The sequence below is a fragment of the Pseudomonas sp. KBS0707 genome, assembly GCF_005937945.2.
Taxonomy (GTDB): Bacteria; Pseudomonadota; Gammaproteobacteria; order Pseudomonadales; family Pseudomonadaceae; genus Aquipseudomonas; species Aquipseudomonas amygdali.
The window spans coordinates 2,013,784-2,031,515 of the sequence record NZ_CP041754.1 but is presented as its reverse complement, the minus strand read 5'-3'; the positions used below and the strand labels follow the sequence as shown (position 1 = coordinate 2,031,515).

At 58.9% G+C, this 17,732-nt stretch carries 20 protein-coding genes and 1 pseudogene; 13 read left to right on the top strand and 8 right to left on the bottom strand.

Features of this window, described 5'->3' with window-relative positions; translation table 11 throughout:
* Positions 1–32: 32 nt before the first annotated feature.
* A complete protein-coding gene (gene prmB, locus FFH21_RS09545; protein ID WP_004658439.1) occupies positions 33–941 on the bottom strand; it encodes a 50S ribosomal protein L3 N(5)-glutamine methyltransferase in 909 nt (302 codons plus the stop codon).
* A gap of 262 nt (positions 942–1,203) precedes the next feature.
* On the opposite strand from prmB, the gene FFH21_RS09540 reads away from it, so the two are divergent.
* The 5 genes from FFH21_RS09540 (at position 1,204) to FFH21_RS09515 (ending at position 4,305) form a co-directional block, all read left to right on the top strand.
* On the top strand, positions 1,204–1,794 hold the full coding sequence (locus FFH21_RS09540; RefSeq protein ID WP_002552839.1) for a cysteine hydrolase family protein: 591 nt from the start codon (positions 1,204–1,206) through the stop codon (positions 1,792–1,794).
* Positions 1,795–1,943: 149 nt separating this feature from the next.
* Entirely contained in the window at positions 1,944–2,261 is a 318-nt protein-coding gene (locus tag FFH21_RS09535) for a hypothetical protein (protein ID WP_011168224.1), read from the top strand.
* 45 nt (positions 2,262–2,306) lie between these two features.
* On the top strand, positions 2,307–2,864 hold the full coding sequence (locus FFH21_RS09530; RefSeq protein WP_005755898.1) for a Smr/MutS family protein: 558 nt from the start codon (positions 2,307–2,309) through the stop codon (positions 2,862–2,864).
* A gap of 442 nt (positions 2,865–3,306) precedes the next feature.
* The gene (gene folE / locus FFH21_RS09520; protein WP_002552836.1) at positions 3,307–3,852 is read left to right on the top strand and encodes a GTP cyclohydrolase I FolE; all 546 of its coding nucleotides are present in this window, start codon (positions 3,307–3,309) and stop codon (positions 3,850–3,852) included.
* Between the two features lie 75 nt (positions 3,853–3,927).
* Positions 3,928–4,305, top strand: coding sequence for a glutathione S-transferase N-terminal domain-containing protein (locus FFH21_RS09515; RefSeq protein WP_004658436.1), 378 nt, complete (start codon positions 3,928–3,930; stop codon positions 4,303–4,305).
* Positions 4,306–4,326: 21 nt separating this feature from the next.
* On the opposite strand, the gene FFH21_RS09510 is transcribed toward FFH21_RS09515, so the two are convergent.
* From FFH21_RS09510 to FFH21_RS09500, 3 genes and pseudogenes are all read right to left on the bottom strand, one after another.
* Positions 4,327–4,713: a lysozyme inhibitor LprI family protein gene (locus FFH21_RS09510; RefSeq protein ID WP_005782962.1), complete on the bottom strand. Its 387-nt coding sequence runs from the start codon at positions 4,711–4,713 to the stop codon at positions 4,327–4,329.
* Between the two features lie 30 nt (positions 4,714–4,743).
* Positions 4,744–5,346, bottom strand: coding sequence for a glutathione S-transferase family protein (locus FFH21_RS09505; protein WP_011168222.1), 603 nt, complete (start codon positions 5,344–5,346; stop codon positions 4,744–4,746).
* A 38-nt stretch (positions 5,347–5,384) separates the two neighbouring features.
* A pseudogene (locus tag FFH21_RS09500) lies at positions 5,385–6,551 on the bottom strand (PLP-dependent aminotransferase family protein).
* 82 nt (positions 6,552–6,633) lie between these two features.
* Here FFH21_RS09500 and FFH21_RS09495 point away from each other — a divergent pair.
* Positions 6,634–7,104, top strand: a complete 471-nt coding sequence (locus FFH21_RS09495; protein ID WP_004658431.1) for a MarR family transcriptional regulator — start codon at positions 6,634–6,636, stop codon at positions 7,102–7,104.
* Positions 7,105–7,220: 116 nt separating this feature from the next.
* Positions 7,221–8,414 carry a benzoate/H(+) symporter BenE family transporter gene (locus FFH21_RS09490; RefSeq protein ID WP_011168221.1) on the top strand — a complete coding sequence of 398 codons (1,194 nt, stop codon included), beginning with the start codon at positions 7,221–7,223 and terminating at the stop codon, positions 8,412–8,414.
* 30 nt (positions 8,415–8,444) lie between these two features.
* Here FFH21_RS09490 and FFH21_RS09485 read toward each other — a convergent pair whose 3' ends face one another.
* Entirely contained in the window at positions 8,445–9,380 is a 936-nt protein-coding gene (locus tag FFH21_RS09485) for an LD-carboxypeptidase (RefSeq protein ID WP_011168220.1), read from the bottom strand.
* Positions 9,381–9,611: 231 nt separating this feature from the next.
* On the opposite strand from FFH21_RS09485, the gene FFH21_RS09480 reads away from it, so the two are divergent.
* Entirely contained in the window at positions 9,612–10,619 is a 1,008-nt protein-coding gene (locus FFH21_RS09480; RefSeq protein ID WP_011168219.1) for an NADP-dependent oxidoreductase, read from the top strand.
* A gap of 67 nt (positions 10,620–10,686) precedes the next feature.
* Here the strand turns inward: FFH21_RS09480 and pyrF are convergent, their stop codons facing one another.
* Positions 10,687–11,385 carry an orotidine-5'-phosphate decarboxylase gene (pyrF, locus tag FFH21_RS09475; protein ID WP_041924767.1) on the bottom strand — a complete coding sequence of 233 codons (699 nt, stop codon included), beginning with the start codon at positions 11,383–11,385 and terminating at the stop codon, positions 10,687–10,689.
* 291 nt (positions 11,386–11,676) lie between these two features.
* Here pyrF and eat point away from each other — a divergent pair, with 291 nt between their 5' ends.
* Together eat and FFH21_RS09465 are read left to right on the top strand one after the other, a co-directional pair.
* A complete protein-coding gene (eat, locus tag FFH21_RS09470) occupies positions 11,677–13,041 on the top strand; it encodes an ethanolamine permease (RefSeq protein WP_002552827.1) in 1,365 nt (454 codons plus the stop codon).
* 119 nt (positions 13,042–13,160) lie between these two features.
* Complete coding sequence (locus FFH21_RS09465) at positions 13,161–13,328, top strand: DUF2897 family protein (RefSeq protein ID WP_002552826.1); 168 nt, start codon at positions 13,161–13,163, stop codon at positions 13,326–13,328.
* Positions 13,329–13,364: 36 nt separating this feature from the next.
* On the opposite strand, the gene FFH21_RS09460 is transcribed toward FFH21_RS09465, so the two are convergent.
* Positions 13,365–14,201, bottom strand: a complete 837-nt coding sequence (locus tag FFH21_RS09460; RefSeq protein WP_011168217.1) for an ABC transporter substrate-binding protein — start codon at positions 14,199–14,201, stop codon at positions 13,365–13,367.
* Positions 14,202–14,450: 249 nt separating this feature from the next.
* Here FFH21_RS09460 and FFH21_RS09455 point away from each other — a divergent pair, with 249 nt between their 5' ends.
* Entirely contained in the window at positions 14,451–14,993 is a 543-nt protein-coding gene (locus FFH21_RS09455) for an exonuclease domain-containing protein (protein WP_004665844.1), read from the top strand.
* Between the two features lie 112 nt (positions 14,994–15,105).
* The gene (locus FFH21_RS09450) at positions 15,106–15,387 is read left to right on the top strand and encodes a pyrimidine/purine nucleoside phosphorylase (protein ID WP_004658419.1); all 282 of its coding nucleotides are present in this window, start codon (positions 15,106–15,108) and stop codon (positions 15,385–15,387) included.
* A gap of 63 nt (positions 15,388–15,450) precedes the next feature.
* Here the strand turns inward: FFH21_RS09450 and FFH21_RS09445 are convergent, their stop codons facing one another.
* Positions 15,451–17,220, bottom strand: coding sequence for an ABC transporter transmembrane domain-containing protein (locus FFH21_RS09445; protein WP_011168216.1), 1,770 nt, complete (start codon positions 17,218–17,220; stop codon positions 15,451–15,453).
* 280 nt (positions 17,221–17,500) lie between these two features.
* Here FFH21_RS09445 and FFH21_RS29930 point away from each other — a divergent pair, with 280 nt between their 5' ends.
* Positions 17,501–17,671 carry a PA1571 family protein gene (locus tag FFH21_RS29930; protein ID WP_002552821.1) on the top strand — a complete coding sequence of 57 codons (171 nt, stop codon included), beginning with the start codon at positions 17,501–17,503 and terminating at the stop codon, positions 17,669–17,671.
* Positions 17,672–17,732: the final 61 nt, after the last annotated feature.

Below are 17,732 nucleotides of genomic sequence, written 5' to 3'. Positions count from 1 at the left end.
ATCTCAGCTCCCCCTTCTCTCAGTCTTCCCTATCAAACCTTCGACTGGAACAACGCCTGATGGTTGCGGCACTGTTCTGCTGTGAGCATGAACACCCCGTGACCACCGCGCTGGAAATCCAGCCAGGCGAAATCGACTTCCGGGTACAGCGCCTGCACGTGTACCTGGCTGTTGCCTACTTCGACGATCAGCAAGCCTTTCTCGTTCAGGTGATCGGCTGCCTGCGCAAGCATACGGCGTACCAGGTTCAGACCATCGCTGCCACAGGCCAGCGCCAGCTCAGGCTCATGCTGATACTCGTCGGGCATGTCGGCAAAGTCTTCGGCGTCCACATAGGGCGGGTTGGACACGATCAGGTCGAAGCGCTGACCCGGCAAACCGTCGAACCCGTCGCCCTGCACGGTGTAGACGCGATCCTCCATGCCGTGACGCTCGATGTTCTGGTTAGCCACCTCCAGTGCGTCGTAGGACAAGTCGGCCAGGGCCACCTCGGCTTCGGGAAACACCTCGGCACAGGCGATACCGATGCAACCGGAGCCAGTGCACAGGTCCAGAATCAGGGCTGGTTCGTTGGCCAGCCAGGGCGCGAAACGCTCTTCGATCAGTTCGGCAATAGGTGAACGCGGGATCAATACACGGTCATCGACAATGAACGACATACCGCAGAACCAGGCTTCGCCCAGCAGATACGGCGTTGGCACACGGTCATCGATTCGGCGTTTGATCAGGCGTTGCAGTTCGGATATTTCATCGACTTCCAGGCGGCAATCCAGGTAGCTGTCGGCGATTTCCCAAGGCAGATGCAATGCGCCCAGCACCAACTGCCGCGCTTCATCCCAGGCATTGTCGGTGCCATGACCGAAAAATACGTCTTCCTCGTGAAAGCGGCTGACGGCCCACCGTATATGGTCGCGCACGGTACGCAAACGGGAAGTGATCATGGACAAACTCCTTGAAAAGGCGACGAGCTGCTGTAAGACGAGCCACGGTGAAAAGTCTGGTTCCGAACAATGCACATTCTTCGTACCCGATAGGCGTGGAAGTTTCCATGATTCGCGTACTGCCATCAAGGCAAACCGCCAGCCACCCCCACCGCCAACTGCCCTGCAGGCCATAAAAACCGTGGCCTGCGATGGTTGCCATTCCCAGAACGCCTCAGCCAGAGGACAATGTCACAAAAGCCCCACACCAAGGAGCCCGTGAATGTCCGATTTAAAGACCATGTTCCAACTCAGCGGCCGGGTGCATGCGCCCGCCAATTTGAGCAATGCGACGCTGATCATCATCGATGCCCAGAAAGAATACCTCAGCGGCCCGCTGGCCCTGACCGGTGTCGACGAAGCCCTGGCCAACATCTGCCAATTGGTCGAGAAGGCCCGTGCGGTCAAGTGCCCGATTGTTCATATTCGCCATCTGGGCACTGTGGGCGGCCTGTTCGACCCACAGGGCGAGCGCGGTCAACTGGTGCCGGAGCTGTTACCAAAGGACGACGAACATCTGGTCGAAAAACGCCTGCCCAACGCTTTCAACGGCACCGGGCTGCATGATCTTCTGCAAAAGCTGGGTCATCTGGACCTGATCGTCTGCGGCTTCATGAGCCACTCGAGCATCAGCACCACGGTTCGCGCTACCAAGGACTATGGTTATCGCTGCACACTGGTCGACGATGCCTGCGCAACCCGAGACTTGCCGAGCCCGCACGGCGTCGTCAGCGCGCAGGTGGTGCATAGAACCGAGATGGCGATCATGGCCGACAACTTCGCCACACTGGCGCTGACCAAAGACCTGATCTGATCTGCGCCGGAACGAGTGGTTGTGTGGGCGTACTCACATAACCGCCTATCCCTTGCCGGCTCGTATCATCCCGGAGGCGGGAACCACCCCTTCTTCTCCGGGTCACAGCGCCGATACTCCATTGAGCCGATACCTATTGAGGAAAAGGCATGAAAACGTCAGATGGTTTCGATGCACGTCGCCTGCGCCCCAGGGGTCAGGGCAACTGGGGCAAACGCATCGGTACGCTGATCGCGCTGCTTCTTTTGGCGTCAGGCGTGTTGCTGACCGTTGCCGGAGTTTCCAGCCTGACCGTTCACCCGCAGATGCTCGGCGAGCTGAATGCCAGCCCTGAAGGCGCCGCATTTGTCGCCGTCGGCGGGTTGCTGGTGCTTTATCTGGGTGTCTGGCTATGGCGCCGCTGCCGCCGTCAACGCAGTGCCAGCGGCTTGAGTATCTCGGCGCACCTGATGAAAAAACACAACTGACCCTGGCGCTTGAACGGTTAGAATGGCTTCCTTCGCGGAGGTCCCATGCAAGACGACGATTTTTCCCTGTTCAGAAGCGAAACGCGCGGCGTAAAGCCGCTCAAGCATGAACACGCCGATGTCGGCAAACCCAAGACCGATCGAAAAATGCTGGCCCGCCTGCGTCAGTCGGCGACTGTGCGCACCGATTCGGTGACCGTCGACGGCTTGTCGGATCAATTCGTGATCGATGTCGGTCCGGAAGATATCCTGAGCTGGTCGCGCGACGGCGTACAGGAAGGCCAGATGCGCAAGCTCAAGCTCGGGCAGATCAGCTTCGAAGGCAGCCTGGACTTACACGGCATGAGTGTGGAAGTGGCGCGTGAGACGCTGTGGGAGTTTCTGGCTGAAGCGACCCGACTGGAAATACGCTGCGTACGTGTCACCCACGGCAAGGCGGTACGCCTGGACGGCAAGCGCCCCATGATCAAGAGCCACGTCAACACCTGGCTGCGTCAGCATTCGCAGGTACTGGGCTTTTGTTCATGCCTGGCCAAACATGGGGGTGCGGGTGCGGTGTACGTGATACTCAGACGCACCATGATGGAAGGACGCGACGAGTAATCCTCCTCGCGCCCCTCTTGCCGGACAGCAATCTGCTGCCCGGCGTATTACTCAGCGCGGGCCAGGACCGCCGGGGCCACCAGGTCCACCCCCTTCATGATGGCCGCCGCCATGTCCGCCCGGACCAGGCCAAAACGGCCAGCAGCCGGAAACCGACGACAGTACGATTGCGAACAACGCTATTTTTGCTACTCGACTCAACATCCGGATTCACTCTCTCCACAGGCAATTGATTAATAACCTGCACAGTCAGACAGCGCGGTGCCGGGGAAGTGGGTAGCGATCTGGTCGCCAACGTGTAAGCGCTACGATACAAAACGCATAACGCCCGGTTGATTTGCAGCGCTGCCGTGCACCCGCACTCTTGCGTAAGTTACTATGTGCGCCGTCGGCGACGGGCCTGCCCTCGCACCCATCGAAACCCACACGGAAACACACCCCTGTGACACTGGAACAGAATTACACCGCCATACTCGGGCAACTGGGCGAGGACGTCTCGCGCGAAGGTCTGCTGGACACCCCCAAACGCGCCGCCAAGGCCATGCAGTACCTGTGTCGCGGTTACGCGCAAACGCTGGAAGAAGTCACCAACGGCGCGCTGTTCAGCTCCGATGCCAGTGAAATGGTCATGGTCAAGGACATCGAGCTGTACTCGCTGTGCGAGCATCATCTGCTGCCGTTCATTGGCAAGGCACATGTCGCCTACATTCCCAATGGCAAGGTGCTGGGCCTGTCGAAAGTGGCGCGGATCGTTGATATGTACGCCCGCCGCCTGCAGATCCAGGAAAACCTCAGCCGTCAGATCGCCGAGGCCATCCAGCAGGTTACCGGTGCACTGGGTGTGGCAGTGGTGATCGAAGCCAAGCACATGTGCATGATGATGCGCGGTGTCGAGAAGCAGAACTCGGCCATGATCACGTCAGTGATGCTCGGCGAATTCCGTGAAAATGCTGCCACTCGCAGTGAATTTCTCAGCCTGATCAAGTGACCCGTTCAGCCAGCGTTCACGTGCCACGGCGCACGCTGAACGTCCGGCCGATTCCCGCCACTGTCCGCAAGAGGTATGACCGTGTTCATGAAAGCGTTAAGAGTCGGCCTTGGCCAGCTCGTCATCGGTATCGACTTCCTGACCCGCCCGAGCAGGAAAAAGCGCGATCCGCAGGCCCAGGCGGCTGTCGCTGAGGCGGCTCAGGACCTGACGCTGTACCAGTTCCACGCCTGCCCGTTCTGCGTGAAAACCCGTCGCACCCTGCACCGTCTCAATGTTCCTGTCGCTTTGCGCGATGCGAAGAACAACGAGCTTGACCGTCAGACGCTGCTTAACGAGGGCGGCAAAATCAAAGTGCCTTGCCTGCGAATCGAAGAAGGCGACAAAACCGTGTGGATGTACGAATCCAAGGTCATTATCGACTACCTGAATCAGCGGTTCGGCGCGATCTGAACACCTCGTGCCCGACGTGCCTCAACGCGGGCAACCTTCCTCGCGGCATGCGACATAGGCTTGCAACTGCTTGAGGCGCACGCGGGTCTGGTCAGCCAGGCATTGCGATTGCAGCAACGGCCATATGGAGCCTGAATCCTCGGGCTTGCCAGCCTGATACAGGCAATCGGCGTCACGCAGGGCTATCCACTTCAGTTGTGCATCCTTGAACGCCTGCTTTTTGGCCGGCGTCTTCAGCCACGTCATCTGCGCCTTGTACTGCTTGTTGAGATCAGCATCGAGCGCCGACAGCTCATTGGCAGCACACTGATTCATACTGGCCTGATTGGCATCGCAATCCTGAGCCTGTGCCGAGCAGCCGATACCCAGCGCGATGAAAGCGGCCAGAAGTGCTATTGAAACACGCATAAATTTCCTTTTATTCAGCCAATGGGTGCATCAATCCAGCATATCGATATAACCGGGCTGCGCCTTGACCCGATCCAGCCAGCGCCGAATTCCGGTGTAAGGTGCCAGATCGAAACCGCCCTGATGAGCGACGTGGGTGTAGGCGTACAAGGCGATATCGGCGATGGAGAAATTCTCACCGACCAGAAACGGTGTGCGATCAAGCTGCTGCTCCATGACCGCCAGCGCTCGATAACCGGATTTCTGCATGGCCCGATACTCAGTCATGCGTTCAGCCGGAAAGCCCAGATAGAACTGGATGAAACGGGCAACCGCCACTGACGGCTCATGGCTGTACTGCTCGAAAAACTGCCATTGCAGTACCTGGGTACGCAGCCGCGGTTCGCTCGGAAGATACCTGGAACCATCAGCCAGAAAATTGAGAATCGCATTGGACTCCCATAGATAAGTGCCGTCTTCCAGTTCCAACACCGGGATCTTGCCGTTTGGGTTCTTCTCCAGAAAAGCCGGGGTCTGGGTTTCGCCATTAAGAATATCGACCGGCACCCACTCGTACTCACTGCCCAACAGGTTAAGCATCAACTTGACCTTGTAGCAGTTGCCCGAGTTGTAATCGCCATAAACCTTGTACATCGCCTGCTCCCTCGATATGCCTGTATTGCCGGCTCTGATCAGGCGGCTTTCAGATTCTGTGCCGCACGGACCACGGACGCCAGTCGTTTTATGCCTTCATTCAGACGCGCCGGGTCGATATGACTGAAATTGAGGCGCAGATGGCCGTGATTGGCGTCCGGGTCAGCAAAAAAAGGTTCGCCCGGCATGAACGCGACGTCCTGCGCCAACGCGGCATCCAGCAAGGTACGGGTGTCCAGCGGCTGTTTCAGGGTCAGCCAGAAGAACAATCCACCTTGCGGGCTGTTCCACTCGGCCAGGTCTGAAAAATGCGTCTGCAAGGCATCCTCGAATGCATCCCGGCGACCACGGTAGAACTCGCACAGCGTCAGCAGATGTTCACGATAGTGCTCAGTGCCGATCCACTGCAAGGCCTGCCATTGGCCAAGGCGATTGGTATGTAGATCGGCGGACTGCTTCAGGCGCAACAGGTGCGGAAACAGATCGGGACTGGCGATCAGATAACCCACACGCAGGCCGGGCAATAGCGTTTTGGAGACCGTGCCGGTCTAGATCCAGCTTGCTGTCTTCAGGCCGCTGACAATCGGCCTGGCACTGCCGCCGTCAAAACTCAACTCGCGGTACGGCTCATCCTCGATCAACGTGACGCCGAACTCGTCAAGCAAAGCCGCAACCGCATCGCGGCTGGCCTGGCTGTAGCGCACTGCCGAGGGGTTCTGGAACGTCGGAATCAGGTAGGCGAATGCGGGCCTGTGCTGCTCCAGGCGCTGGCGCATGGCAACCAGGTCCGGGCCTTCGGCCTGCAGGGGCACGGTGATGCAGTCGGCACCAAACAGCTGAAATATCTGCAGCGCCGCCAGGTAGGTGGGTGCTTCAAGCAGAATCTCGGTGCCTTTGTCGATGTAGAGCTTGGCCGCAAGGTCCAGCGTCTGTTGAGAACCACTGACCACCATGACCTGACTGGCATCGCAAGCAATACCCAGGGCGCGGGCGTCGGCAGCCAGCGCTTCGCGCAGCGCAGGTTCGCCCTCGCTCATGCCGTACTGGCCCAGAGAAACAGGCATGTCAGCCCACTCGACTTTGGGCAGCATCGACTCGGCAGGCAGGCCACCGGCGAACGACATCACTTGCGGGTGCTGAGCGGCGGCGAGGATCTCGCGAATCAGGGAACTTTTCAGACGGGAAACGCGTTCGGAAAAAGCCATGGCACTTACCTGTAGCCGAGACGAAGGAAAATAAGTCAAACTTGTTGACTCAAATTACGACGCCCACCCCGGATACGTCAACATGCTTGACTTAAAAAAACCTGCCAATCAACAAATGGCCATGGAAGCCTTCTTCTTCGGCTATCAGGCTTTCACCGCCAAGGCTGATGAAATGCTGGCCAAGCGCGGCTTCAGTCGCGTGCATCAGCGCATTGTATTTTTCATCGCTCGCTATCCCGAACTGAGCGTCAAGGAACTGCTCACGGTATTGGGCGTGAGCAAGCAGGCGCTCAATGCCCCGTTGCGCCAACTGATCGGCATGGACCTGGTACACAGCACCGCCCCGGAAACCGACAAACGCAAACGACTACTCGGGCTCACCGATGAAGGCGCCCGTTTCGAGCAGGCGTTGCGGCGTGAACAGGTCAAGCTGCTGCAACGGGTGTTCGCCGAAGCGGGTCAGGAAGCGGTGGATGGCTGGATGACAGTCAACCTGGCGCTGGGCCAGACACTGCAATCCGGTGCGTGTCCAATCGGGACTGACGTCGAGTAAATGCCACTGTCGCAACTGTGCTGGCGTTTACTCGTATCGCTGTATCGTAAAGCCACGCGACCATACGTTTAGGCTTGGCGTCCTTTGCTACCTGCCCGCTTCAAGGAACGCCCTGCATGAACGAAACCCTAAAGGCACCATTGCGCCCGCTGACCGACTCATCGCCGTCTGCGGTGGTTGCCGGCTTCATTGCCATGATGACTGGCTGCACCAGCTCACTGGTGCTGATGTTTCAGGCCGGACAGGCGGCCGGTCTGAGCAGCGTGCAGATTTCGTCCTGGCTGTGGGCGTTGTTCATGGGCATGGCGGTGTGCAGCATCGGCCTTTCGTTGCGCTACCGCATGCCGATTACTGTCGCGTGGTCCACACCCGGCGCCGCACTGCTGATCACCAGTCTGGGTGGTGTGGCATACCCGCAGGCGATTGGCGCGTTCATGACCAGCGCGCTGCTGGTCATCCTGTGCGGCGTAACGGGCAGCTTCGAACGTATCGTGAGGCGTTTGCCAGCCTCGCTGGCTGCGGCCTTGCTGGCGGGAATCCTGTTCAGGATCGGCAGTGAAATCTTCATCGCCGCCCAGCACCGCACCGGCCTGGTGTTGGGCATGTTTTTCACGTATCTGGTGGTGAAGCGTCTTTCCCCACGCTACTCGGTGCTGCTCGCACTGCTGGTCGGCATCGGGATATCGGGCGCGCTGGGCTTGCTGAACTTCAGCGGTCTGGCGCTGCAAGTCGCCGCGCCGGTCTGGACCACTCCCGAGTTTTCCTGGGCCGCGACGGTCAGCATCGGCATTCCGCTGTTCGTGGTGGCCATGACCTCACAGAACATGCCGGGTGTGGCGGTGTTGCGAGCCGACGGTTACTACCCGCCTACCTCACCGCTGATATCGGTAACAGGCTTTGCCTCTTTGCTTACCGCACCGTTCGGCTGCCACGGCATCAACCTGGCCGCCATCAGCGCCGCCATCTGTACCAGCCCTCATGCGCACGAAGACAAGTCCAAACGCTACACAGCGGCGATCTGGGCCGGGATTTTCTACGCAATCGCCGGGATTTTCGGCGCCACGCTGGCAGGTCTGTTCAGTGCGTTCCCCACGGAGCTGATGATCTCGATTGCCGCACTGGCGCTGCTCGGTTCGATCACCAATGGCCTGACCGTGGCCATGGCCGAGCCCCGCGAGCGCGAACCCGCTCTTATCACCTTCATGGTGACGGCCTCAGGGCTGACGCTGTTTTCCATAGGTTCGGCATTCTGGGGCATTGTTGCGGGCCTGCTGACCATGCTGATCCTCAATGCACGCAAGGCCGGATAAGCCTGCCTCAAGCCCACGTCATAAGAGCGATCAACTCCGGGCAGTGGCTGACACCAGCAAGGTTCCGGCATCTGCATCGAGTATTGCCTGCGTTCCCAAGGGCACGGCCTGATTGAGATCTCCATGCCCTACCGGCAAGCCGCCCAGCACCGGAATGCCCAGACTGCCCAGCCGTTCCAGCAGCACATCGGCGGGGCTGATGGTGCCGCCGGTGTTCGCGGCCGGGGTGAACTCGCCCACCGCGATACCCGCCAGACGCGCAAGGATGCCGCAGTTACCCAGATGGGTCAGCATGCGGTCAACCCGATAGGCCGGTTCGTTGACCTCTTCGATGAGCAAAATCGCACCGGTCATGTCGGGCATGAACGGCGTACCCACCGAGGTATCGAGGATGCACAGATTGCCGCCCAGCAACAGGCCCTGCGCGCTGCCGCCGGTTCTGACCTTCGCCGTTGGTGAGGCATGATCGGCCTTGAGCAATACCGGCTCGGTACTCATCAGCACATGGTGCATGCCGCTGACGAACAGGCCACCGCGTTCCAGCTGCGAGGCGACCGGGCCATGAATAGTGGCCAGACGTGCATGGTTCCACAGCGCACCATGCAGCGCGGTGATATCGGAAAAGCCGGTCACCAGCTTGGGGTCACGACGCACAGCGTCCATATCCACCTGCTGAACAATTCGCTGCACGCCATAGCCGCCGCGGTTGCAGATGACCGCACGGATCTCCGGATCAGCCAGTGCGGCGTTAAGGTCAGCAAGCCGCTCCTCGTCGGTCCCCGAATAGAATGAGTATTTGCCCAGTGCATGCGGATAGACACGCGGACGCAGCCCCCACCCCTTGAGTACCGCGACCGCAGCGTCGATTTTGCCGGGGTCAACAGGCCCGGCAGGCGATACCAACGCCACGGCGTCGCCAGCACGCAGGACCTGAGGGTGAAGCGTCTGTGGAGAAGTAGCTGGCATTACGGTTATCCAGACGTTTGTCGAGCGATGAATCTAGAGCACCGGCGTAAGTGACTCAAGCCCTATCGGCATTCAGCCTGCGTCATCTGCAGATCCGTCTGAACGCCAAAGCCGCATCGGACTCCTATCAATCACATGGATCAAACAGCATTCGCTTGATGATCGCTTCTTGCCTGAGCAACGCGGCGAGCGTTTGAATCCATCTTTGAACCATTTTCTGGAGACCCTGCCATGACTGATCTTTCCAACCGCCAGTTCCTGCTCGCCAAGCGTCCGTCGGGCGATGTGCGCCGTGAAGACTTCACCTATCAAGAGGCTCCGGTCACCGCACTTGCCGAAGGCCAGATACTGGTCAGGAACAAATACCTGTCGCTGGACCCGGCGATGCGTGGCTGGATGAATGACGGAAAATCCTACATTCCGGCCGTAAAGCTGGGCGAAGTGATGCGCGCCCTGGGCGTGGGCGAAGTGCTTGAATCGAAAAACCCGAAATTTGCCGTAGGCGACCATCTGCAAGGCGCACTTGGCGTTCAGGATTATTTCGTGGGCGAGCCAAAAGGCTTTTACAAGGTCGATACCAGCCTTGCCCCGCTACCGCTTTATCTGTCTGCTCTGGGCATGACCGGCATGAATGCCTACCTAGCGCTGCTGGATGTCGGCCAGCCAAAAAGCGGTGATACCGTAGTGATTTCCGGTGCAGCGGGTGCTGTCGGCAGCGTCGCCGGACAAATTGCCAAGCTCAAGGGCTGCCGGGTTGTCGGCATCGCAGGAGGCGCAGAAAAATGCCGCTTACTGACCGAAGAACTGGGCTTCGATGCAGCCATCGACTATAAGTCCGAAGACGTTATGGATGGTTTGAAGCGCCACTGTCCGGATGGCGTGAACGTGTACTTCGACAACGTTGGCGGCGACATTCTGGACGCGGCGCTCAGCCAGCTGGCGGTCGGCGCGCGCGTGGTGATCTGCGGTGCCATCAGTCAGTACAACAACACCACGGCGATCAAAGGCCCGGCCAACTACATGTCACTGCTGGTCAACCGTGCACGCATGGAAGGCTTCATCGTACTGGACCACCCCGAGCGCTTCGCTGAAGCCGGTCAGGTGATGGCGGGCTGGATCAAGGAAGGCAAGCTCAAGAGCAAGGAGCATATCGTCGACGGTCTCGAGACTTTCCCGGAGACCTTCCAGATGCTGTTCAGCGGTGAGAACCAGGGCAAGCTGATCTTGAAAGTGGAATAAAGCCCGCGGGCCGGACACCTCACGCTTCGGCGTGGGGTGCCTTGCGCGACGCTGTGCGTCCGTCCGCTCAAGCCAGCTCGGCAACCACTGCAGCCAGGGCCTTCGCCGGGTCAGCTGCCTGGCTGATCGGGCGGCCGATAACGAGGTGATCGGAGCCGGCATCCAGGGCCTGGCGCGGGGTCAGAATGCGCCGCTGATCGTCCTGCGCACTGCCCGCCGGGCGGATACCCGGCGTCACCAGTTGCAACGACGGGTGAGCCGCTTTCAGGGCCTGCGCCTCCAGCGCCGAACAGACCAGACCGTCCAGACCGGCCTTCTCGGCCAGCGCTGCAAGGCGCAGCACCTGCACCTGCGGATCAATATCCAGGCCGATACCGGCAAGGTCTTCCCGCTCCATGCTGGTCAGAACGGTCACGCCAATCAGCAGTGGCTGAGGACCGCTGCGCTGCTCGAGCACTTCGCGGCAGGCCGTCATCATGCGTAGCCCGCCTGAACAGTGCACGTTGACCATCCATACGCCCATCTCGGCAGCGGCCTTGACCGCCATCGCCGTGGTATTGGGGATATCGTGGAATTTGAGATCAAGAAACACCTCGAAACCCTTGTTGCGCAGGGTCTCGACGATATCGGCCGCACAACTGATGAACAGCTCCTTGCCGACCTTGACCCTGCACAGCTTGGGATCGAGCTGATCAGCCAAACGCAAGGCGGCTTCACGGGTCGGAAAATCCAGGGCGACGATGACGGGAGTCTGGCAGGCGGACATGAGCGTGGTCTCAGGTAAGTCGAAATCGGCGCGCATTGTAGCCGAACCGGCGAGCAGACGGGACCCGTAGATCGGCATTTAGCCAGTCGCGTCCATAAAAAGTCATGATTCCCTGCACCCGCAGCGACCACTGCTTCGATGGCCTGCACCAAACCTGCACAACCCGATGAATCGGTTCACTGCAGCGTTCTGTAAACGACCCGTTTTGAAGCAACACGACAATGATCAGTGCACTGGCACGGCCTCTGCAACAGGATGTTTCAACGATTACCGAATCTCAGGGAGATGACCATGAGCACGCAACTCAAGCCAACGCTGGGCACGATTCATCTATGGGGGATCGCTGTCGGGCTGGTGATTTCCGGCGAGTACTTTGGCTGGAGTTACGGCTGGGGCGTGGCGGGTACACTGGGCTTTTTGGTAACAGCCTTGATGGTTGCGACCATGTACACCTGCTTCATCTTCAGCTTTACCGAGCTCACTACGGCCATCCCGCACGCGGGCGGCCCATTTGCCTATAGCCGCCGCGCCTTTGGCGAAAAAGGCGGGCTGATCGCCGGTATGGCCACTCTGATCGAATTCGTATTCGCGCCACCGGCCATTGCCATGGCAATCGGTGCGTACCTTAACGTGCAATACCCGGGGCTGGACCCTAAACATGCGGCTGTCGGCGCTTACATCGTGTTCATGGCACTCAACATCGTGGGCGTAAAGCTGGCAGCAACCTTTGAGCTGGTCGTGTGCATTCTCGCCGTGGCCGAGCTGCTGGTGTTCATGGGGGTGGTCGCACCTGCATTCAGCTTCAGCAACTTCGCCCTCAACGGCTGGGCCGGTTCCCAGACCTTCGGGCCGGAAGCGATTGCCGGCATGTTCGCCGCCATCCCCTTTGCGATCTGGTTCTTCCTGGCCATTGAAGGCGCTGCAATGGCCGCCGAAGAAGCCAAGGACCCGAAACGCACCATCCCGAAGGCCTATATCAGCGGCATTCTGACCTTGGTGATACTGGCGATCGGCGTCATGCTGTTTGCCGGTGGCGTGGGTGACTGGCGCACCCTGGCCAACATCAACGACCCACTGCCGCAAGCAATGAAAGCCGTGGTTGGTGACAGCTCCGGCTGGCTGCACATGCTGGTGTGGATCGGCCTGTTCGGTCTGGTCGCCAGCTTCCACGGCATCATCATGGGTTACTCGCGCCAGTTCTTCGCCCTCGCCCGTGCCGGTTACCTGCCTGCCTCGCTGGCCAAGCTGTCACGCTTTCAGACACCGCACCGGGCGATCATCGCAGGTGGCCTGATCGGCATCGCCGCCATCTACAGCGATGGCCTGGTCAACCTGAGCGGCATGACACTCACCGCCGCGATGATCACCATGGCTGTTTTCGGCGCTATCGTCATGTACATCATGAGCATGCTCAGCCTGTTCAAGCTGCGCAAGACCGAGCCTGACCTTGAGCGCAGCTTCCGCGCGCCAGGCTACCCGGTGGTGCCCGGCATTGCGCTGGCTCTGGCAATCGTGTGTCTGGTGGCAATGGCCTGGTTCAACATGCTGATCGGCCTGATTTTCCTCGGGCTGATGGCCATAGGTTTTATCTACTTCAGCCTGACCGCAAAATCGCGCGCCGATGCACCGACCGACGCGATGCTGACCGGGCAATAATTCAGAGACTTTCCGGGGTTGCGTGCAAAGGGTTTTGCACGCAACCCGATCAGGGCGCATACACTTGAACCATTGAGCAGCCTCGCTGCTCAAACCGGTATCACAACAAGGAGAGCGCTATGCCCTGGTATGCCTGGTTAATTCTGCTCGTAGCCATCGGCTCGATCGTCGGCGGTCTTATGATGCTGCGCGATACCGCCAAGAAACTGCCCCTCACCGAAGAACAACTCAAGCGCGTCCATGAGCGCAACGCCGAAATGGACGCCAAGGAAGCCAAGGACCGTTAAATAAGTCCGGGTGGCAGGCTGAAAACCTGCCCCTGCCTATTTCCCGATCTCTGCGCTGACCGAAAGCACCTTGATATGAAGCGGCTGAAAGATCGTCTCCAACTCGCCGTCCGCGCGCAACTTCTCCAGCAGCGCTTTGAAGTGTGGAACATCAATGTTGCCATTGGGGCGCAACAACGCGTATTGACGGTAGATCTGATCAACGCGTTCGGAGACCATTAACTGCGCCGCTTCATCTTTGTTATGTGCCATAAAATCAATCAGATAGGAACGGGTAACAGGCGCGATATCCGCCCGATTGCGCACCACCATCAATAGATTACTGTCGTGAGAATAGGTGGAGGTCACATTGAAGTGCTCACTCAAGTACTTCTGATCGGGATTGAAGTTGGCAAATCCATAATGGTAACCACTGAACAACGCCAGACGTTTGTCAGACAGATCATCGAAGTAATTCTGATCACGCCCTTCGACCCGCCTTGCTACATAGACCTCGGCATCTTCAAGGCCCAGATCGACGGTTTCGTGCGCAATATCCTTCCAGCCCCAGTCAGGGTTCTCGAAGATCGCAACATCGAAACGCCCTTCCGCAAAGTCACGAAAACGCCGGGGCACGGAGGTGGGGATCATCACAAACTCGTAATCGTCCTGCTCGGCATTCAGGGCATCGATCAGCTTGGGCAACAGACCGGCGTCTTCGCCTTTTTCAGGGCGGACCATATACGGAGGGAAATGCACGGCGGCCACCCGCACGACCTGCGCGGCATAGACTTGGGACGTTGCCATGAACGGCACAAAGAGCAGAAGGCCTGTGGCGAACGTGCGCGCGACGCCATCAATTAATACTGCAAATTTTTTCATAAAACACGACATCAATCAAAGCCCTCCACGCTATGCGGTTTCCATGATTTAAACAACTGTCAAATCAACGGCGTCAGCATTGCTCACAGTGGTTACTATTGTGCACCGCTGCGATGAACTCGCGTGAGGCACCAATGCCATTAGCAGCGGTCACTGTAAGGGCAGTTGTAAAAACGATATTGTCGGCGCAGCCTCAAGCGTGGGCGCAACAGGCTAATCTGGCTACGCTGAAGCCATTGACTATCGTAAGGGAGCTTGATGATGCCGCATTGGCTGGTGATTGATCTGGAGGCTACCACCGAAGAAGGTGGCTGGCCGGTCGCAGAAATGGAAGTCATCGAAATAGGCGCGACGCTGGTCAATCAGGACGGGCGCGAGCTGGACCATTTCGAGCGCTTCGTACGCCCCGCACGCAGGCCTGTGCTGACTCATTTTTGCCGAGAGCTGACCCATATCAATCAAAGCAGTATCGACAGCGCTGCGCCCTTGACGACCGTGTGGCCTCAGTTCGAGCGCTGGCTGAGCCATCACCGTGCCCGCGTGCTGGGTTGGGCCAGCTGGGGGGATTACGACCGCCAGCAACTGGAAGAGGAATGGCGCTACCATCGCCTCGACAGCGCACTGTCGAGCATGCCGCACGTCAATCTCAAACAGCGATTCGCCCAGGCCCGTCAGTTACAAAAGCCGATGGGCCTGAACAGCGCCCTGCAACTGGCTGGCATGCAATTCGCAGGTCAGCAACACCGGGCACTGGTCGATGCACGCAATACCGCCCGGCTCTTGCCGTTGATACTGCTTAATTGAATCTCGCTGCACGTCGTCGTTTGTTCAGCGTCGACTTGCAAGGGGCGTGACGAGTTTTACCGTGTTGGGCATACTGGCGGGCCATTTCCAGCCCTTTCAAAAGGAATCGCCCATGTTCAAGGTCAACGAGTACTTCGACGGCACCGTCAAATCCATCGCCTTCAGTCAGGTCGACGGTCAGGCAACCATCGGTGTCATGGCGGCGGGCGAATATGAGTTCGGTACAGCGCAACGGGAAATCATGCACGTGATCTCCGGCGAGCTGAACGTGAAGCTCCCGGACAGTACCGACTGGGAAACTTTCTCCACCGGCAGCCAGTTCAATGTCCCGGCCAACAGCAAGTTCCAGCTCAAGGTCAGCGTTGATACCGCTTACCTGTGCGAATACCGCTGAGGCTGAACACGTGGGGGGCCTGACCTCCCACCTTGCCCGCACACCTGCCTATACTGCCCCTTTCTATTCGACGCCAGCATTGAACTGCAACGCCGCCAGACGTGCGTAGAGCGGGTTGCTGGCAATCAGTTGCTGATGGGTACCGACCGCCACCAGCCGGCCCTGATCCATAACGGCAATCCGGTCGGCATTCTGCACAGTGGCCAGTCGATGGGCGATGACCAGCGTAGTACGGCCCTGCATCAGGCTTGGCAAGGCTTGCTGAATCAAGTGCTCACTCTGCGCATCCAGCGCACTGGTCGCCTCGTCCAGCAACAGGATCGGCGCATCGACCAGTAACGCACGGGCAATCGCCAGACGCTGCCGCTGTCCGCCGGACAATCCCACACCGCCCTCACCCAGATGCGTACCGTAGCCGTCGGCCATGTCGAGAATGAACTCGTGCGCATGGGCGATACGCGCTGCTGCCTGTACCTGCTCAAGGCTGGCACTGGCGTTTCCGTAACGAATGTTGTCCTCGACACTGCCGAAAAACAGTGCGGGCGATTGTGAAACCAGCGCGAAGCAGCGGCGCAGATCGTGCGGATCGAGCTGTGCGATCGGCACGCCCTCAATCAGGATGCGCCCTTGAGTCGGGTCGTAGAAACGCAGCAGCAGGTCGAGAATAGTCGACTTACCTGCTCCGGAAGGCCCGACCAGCGCCAGGGTTTCACCGGGCTCGATGTTCAGGGTCAGGTTATCCAGCGCATTGCGCTCGGGACGCGACGGGTAGGCGAAAGTGACATTCTCCAGCGCCAGACGCCCGCTGATGCGTTGCGGCAGGCTCTGCAGCTCTGTGGCTGGCGCTTTGATCTCGCTGCGAGCCTGAAGCAGCTCGCCAATCCTCTCTGCGGCACCGGCGGCGCGCTGCAAATCGCCGATCACCTCGCTCAACGTGCCAAACGCCATGCCGACCATCAGCGCGTAAAACACAAACGCTGCCAGCTCTCCGCTGGAAATACGTCCGCTGATCACGTCCATGCCGCCCACCCATAGCATTACCGCCACTACGCCCAGCACCAGAACGATCACCAGCGTAATCAGCCAGGAGCGCTGCAAAATCCGTTTGCGAGCGGTATCGAACGCCTGCTCCACCGTATGTGAAAAACGCTGTTTGTCCTGCTCTTGATGGTTGTACGCCTGCACCGTCTTGATCTGCCCCAGCGCTTCGGCCACGTAGCTGCCCACATTGGCGACCCGGTCCTGGCTCTCGCGCGACAGGTTTCGTACCCGCCGTCCGAACATGAGAATGGGCGCGATGATCAGCGGCAACGCCACCACCACGATGCTGGTGAGCTTGGGGTTGGTGATGAACAACAGCACGATGCCGCCAACGACCATCAGTACGTTGCGCAGGAACATCGACAGTGACGAGCCGATCACCGACTGCAACAACGTGGTATCGGCAGTCAGCCGCGACTGGATTTCCGAGCTGCGATTGTTCTCGTAAAAGCCCGGATGCAGCTCTATCAGGTGATCGAATACTTTCTTGCGCAGGTCGGCGACCACACGCTCGCCGATCCATGACACCAGATAGAAGCGGGCGAACGTTCCGATGGCCAGGCCAACCGTCAGCAGCATGAAAAAGCCGATCGAGCGTTCGAGCAACTGCGGCGAGCGGGTCATGAAGCCCTGATCGACCATCAGCTTGATGCCTTGGCCGATCGACAGGGTGATACCCGCGGTAATGACCAGTGCCAACAACACTCCGAACGCTTGCCAGCGATACGGCGCAATGAAACTCGCGGCCAGGCGAAGTGCCTGGCGGTGACGTCGGGTAATCCGTGAAATCATGAAGCCTGCCTGTTTGCCCGATCTGTCTGAATAGCGAAGCCTACACCTGTCACGCATGACGCGCTGTGCATCATTTCGAATGAACTTGCGCCCGGCTTCAAAGGTCAGGTTATGACTGCTTTACAGAGGCGCTATAAGACATCGATCTAAGCGCCTGCTGGCAGATTTGCATCATTTCTGTTGCACTGGGAACGCGTTTGAGCGGCTGACAGAACCTGTCACGGACCGGTCATCAAGCGCGGTTAATTTAACGCCGTTACCTGATGAAAGGAGAAACACCATGAGCCTGCAAGAGCGCAGCAACGAAGTTCCAGTCGTTCGAGCCACGCCCAATCTGCCGGTTGGCGGTGCAATTCTCGACGAGCATGGGCAAGAAGTCCTGATCACTGAAGCGATGGTTCAGGCTGCCTGCCAGGAATGCGACAAGAACTGGGTAACCCCGGAAAAATAAAACCGAACCTGACCAAATGCCTTGAAACCCGACCCTGAGTCGGGTTTTTTATGTCCCGCGT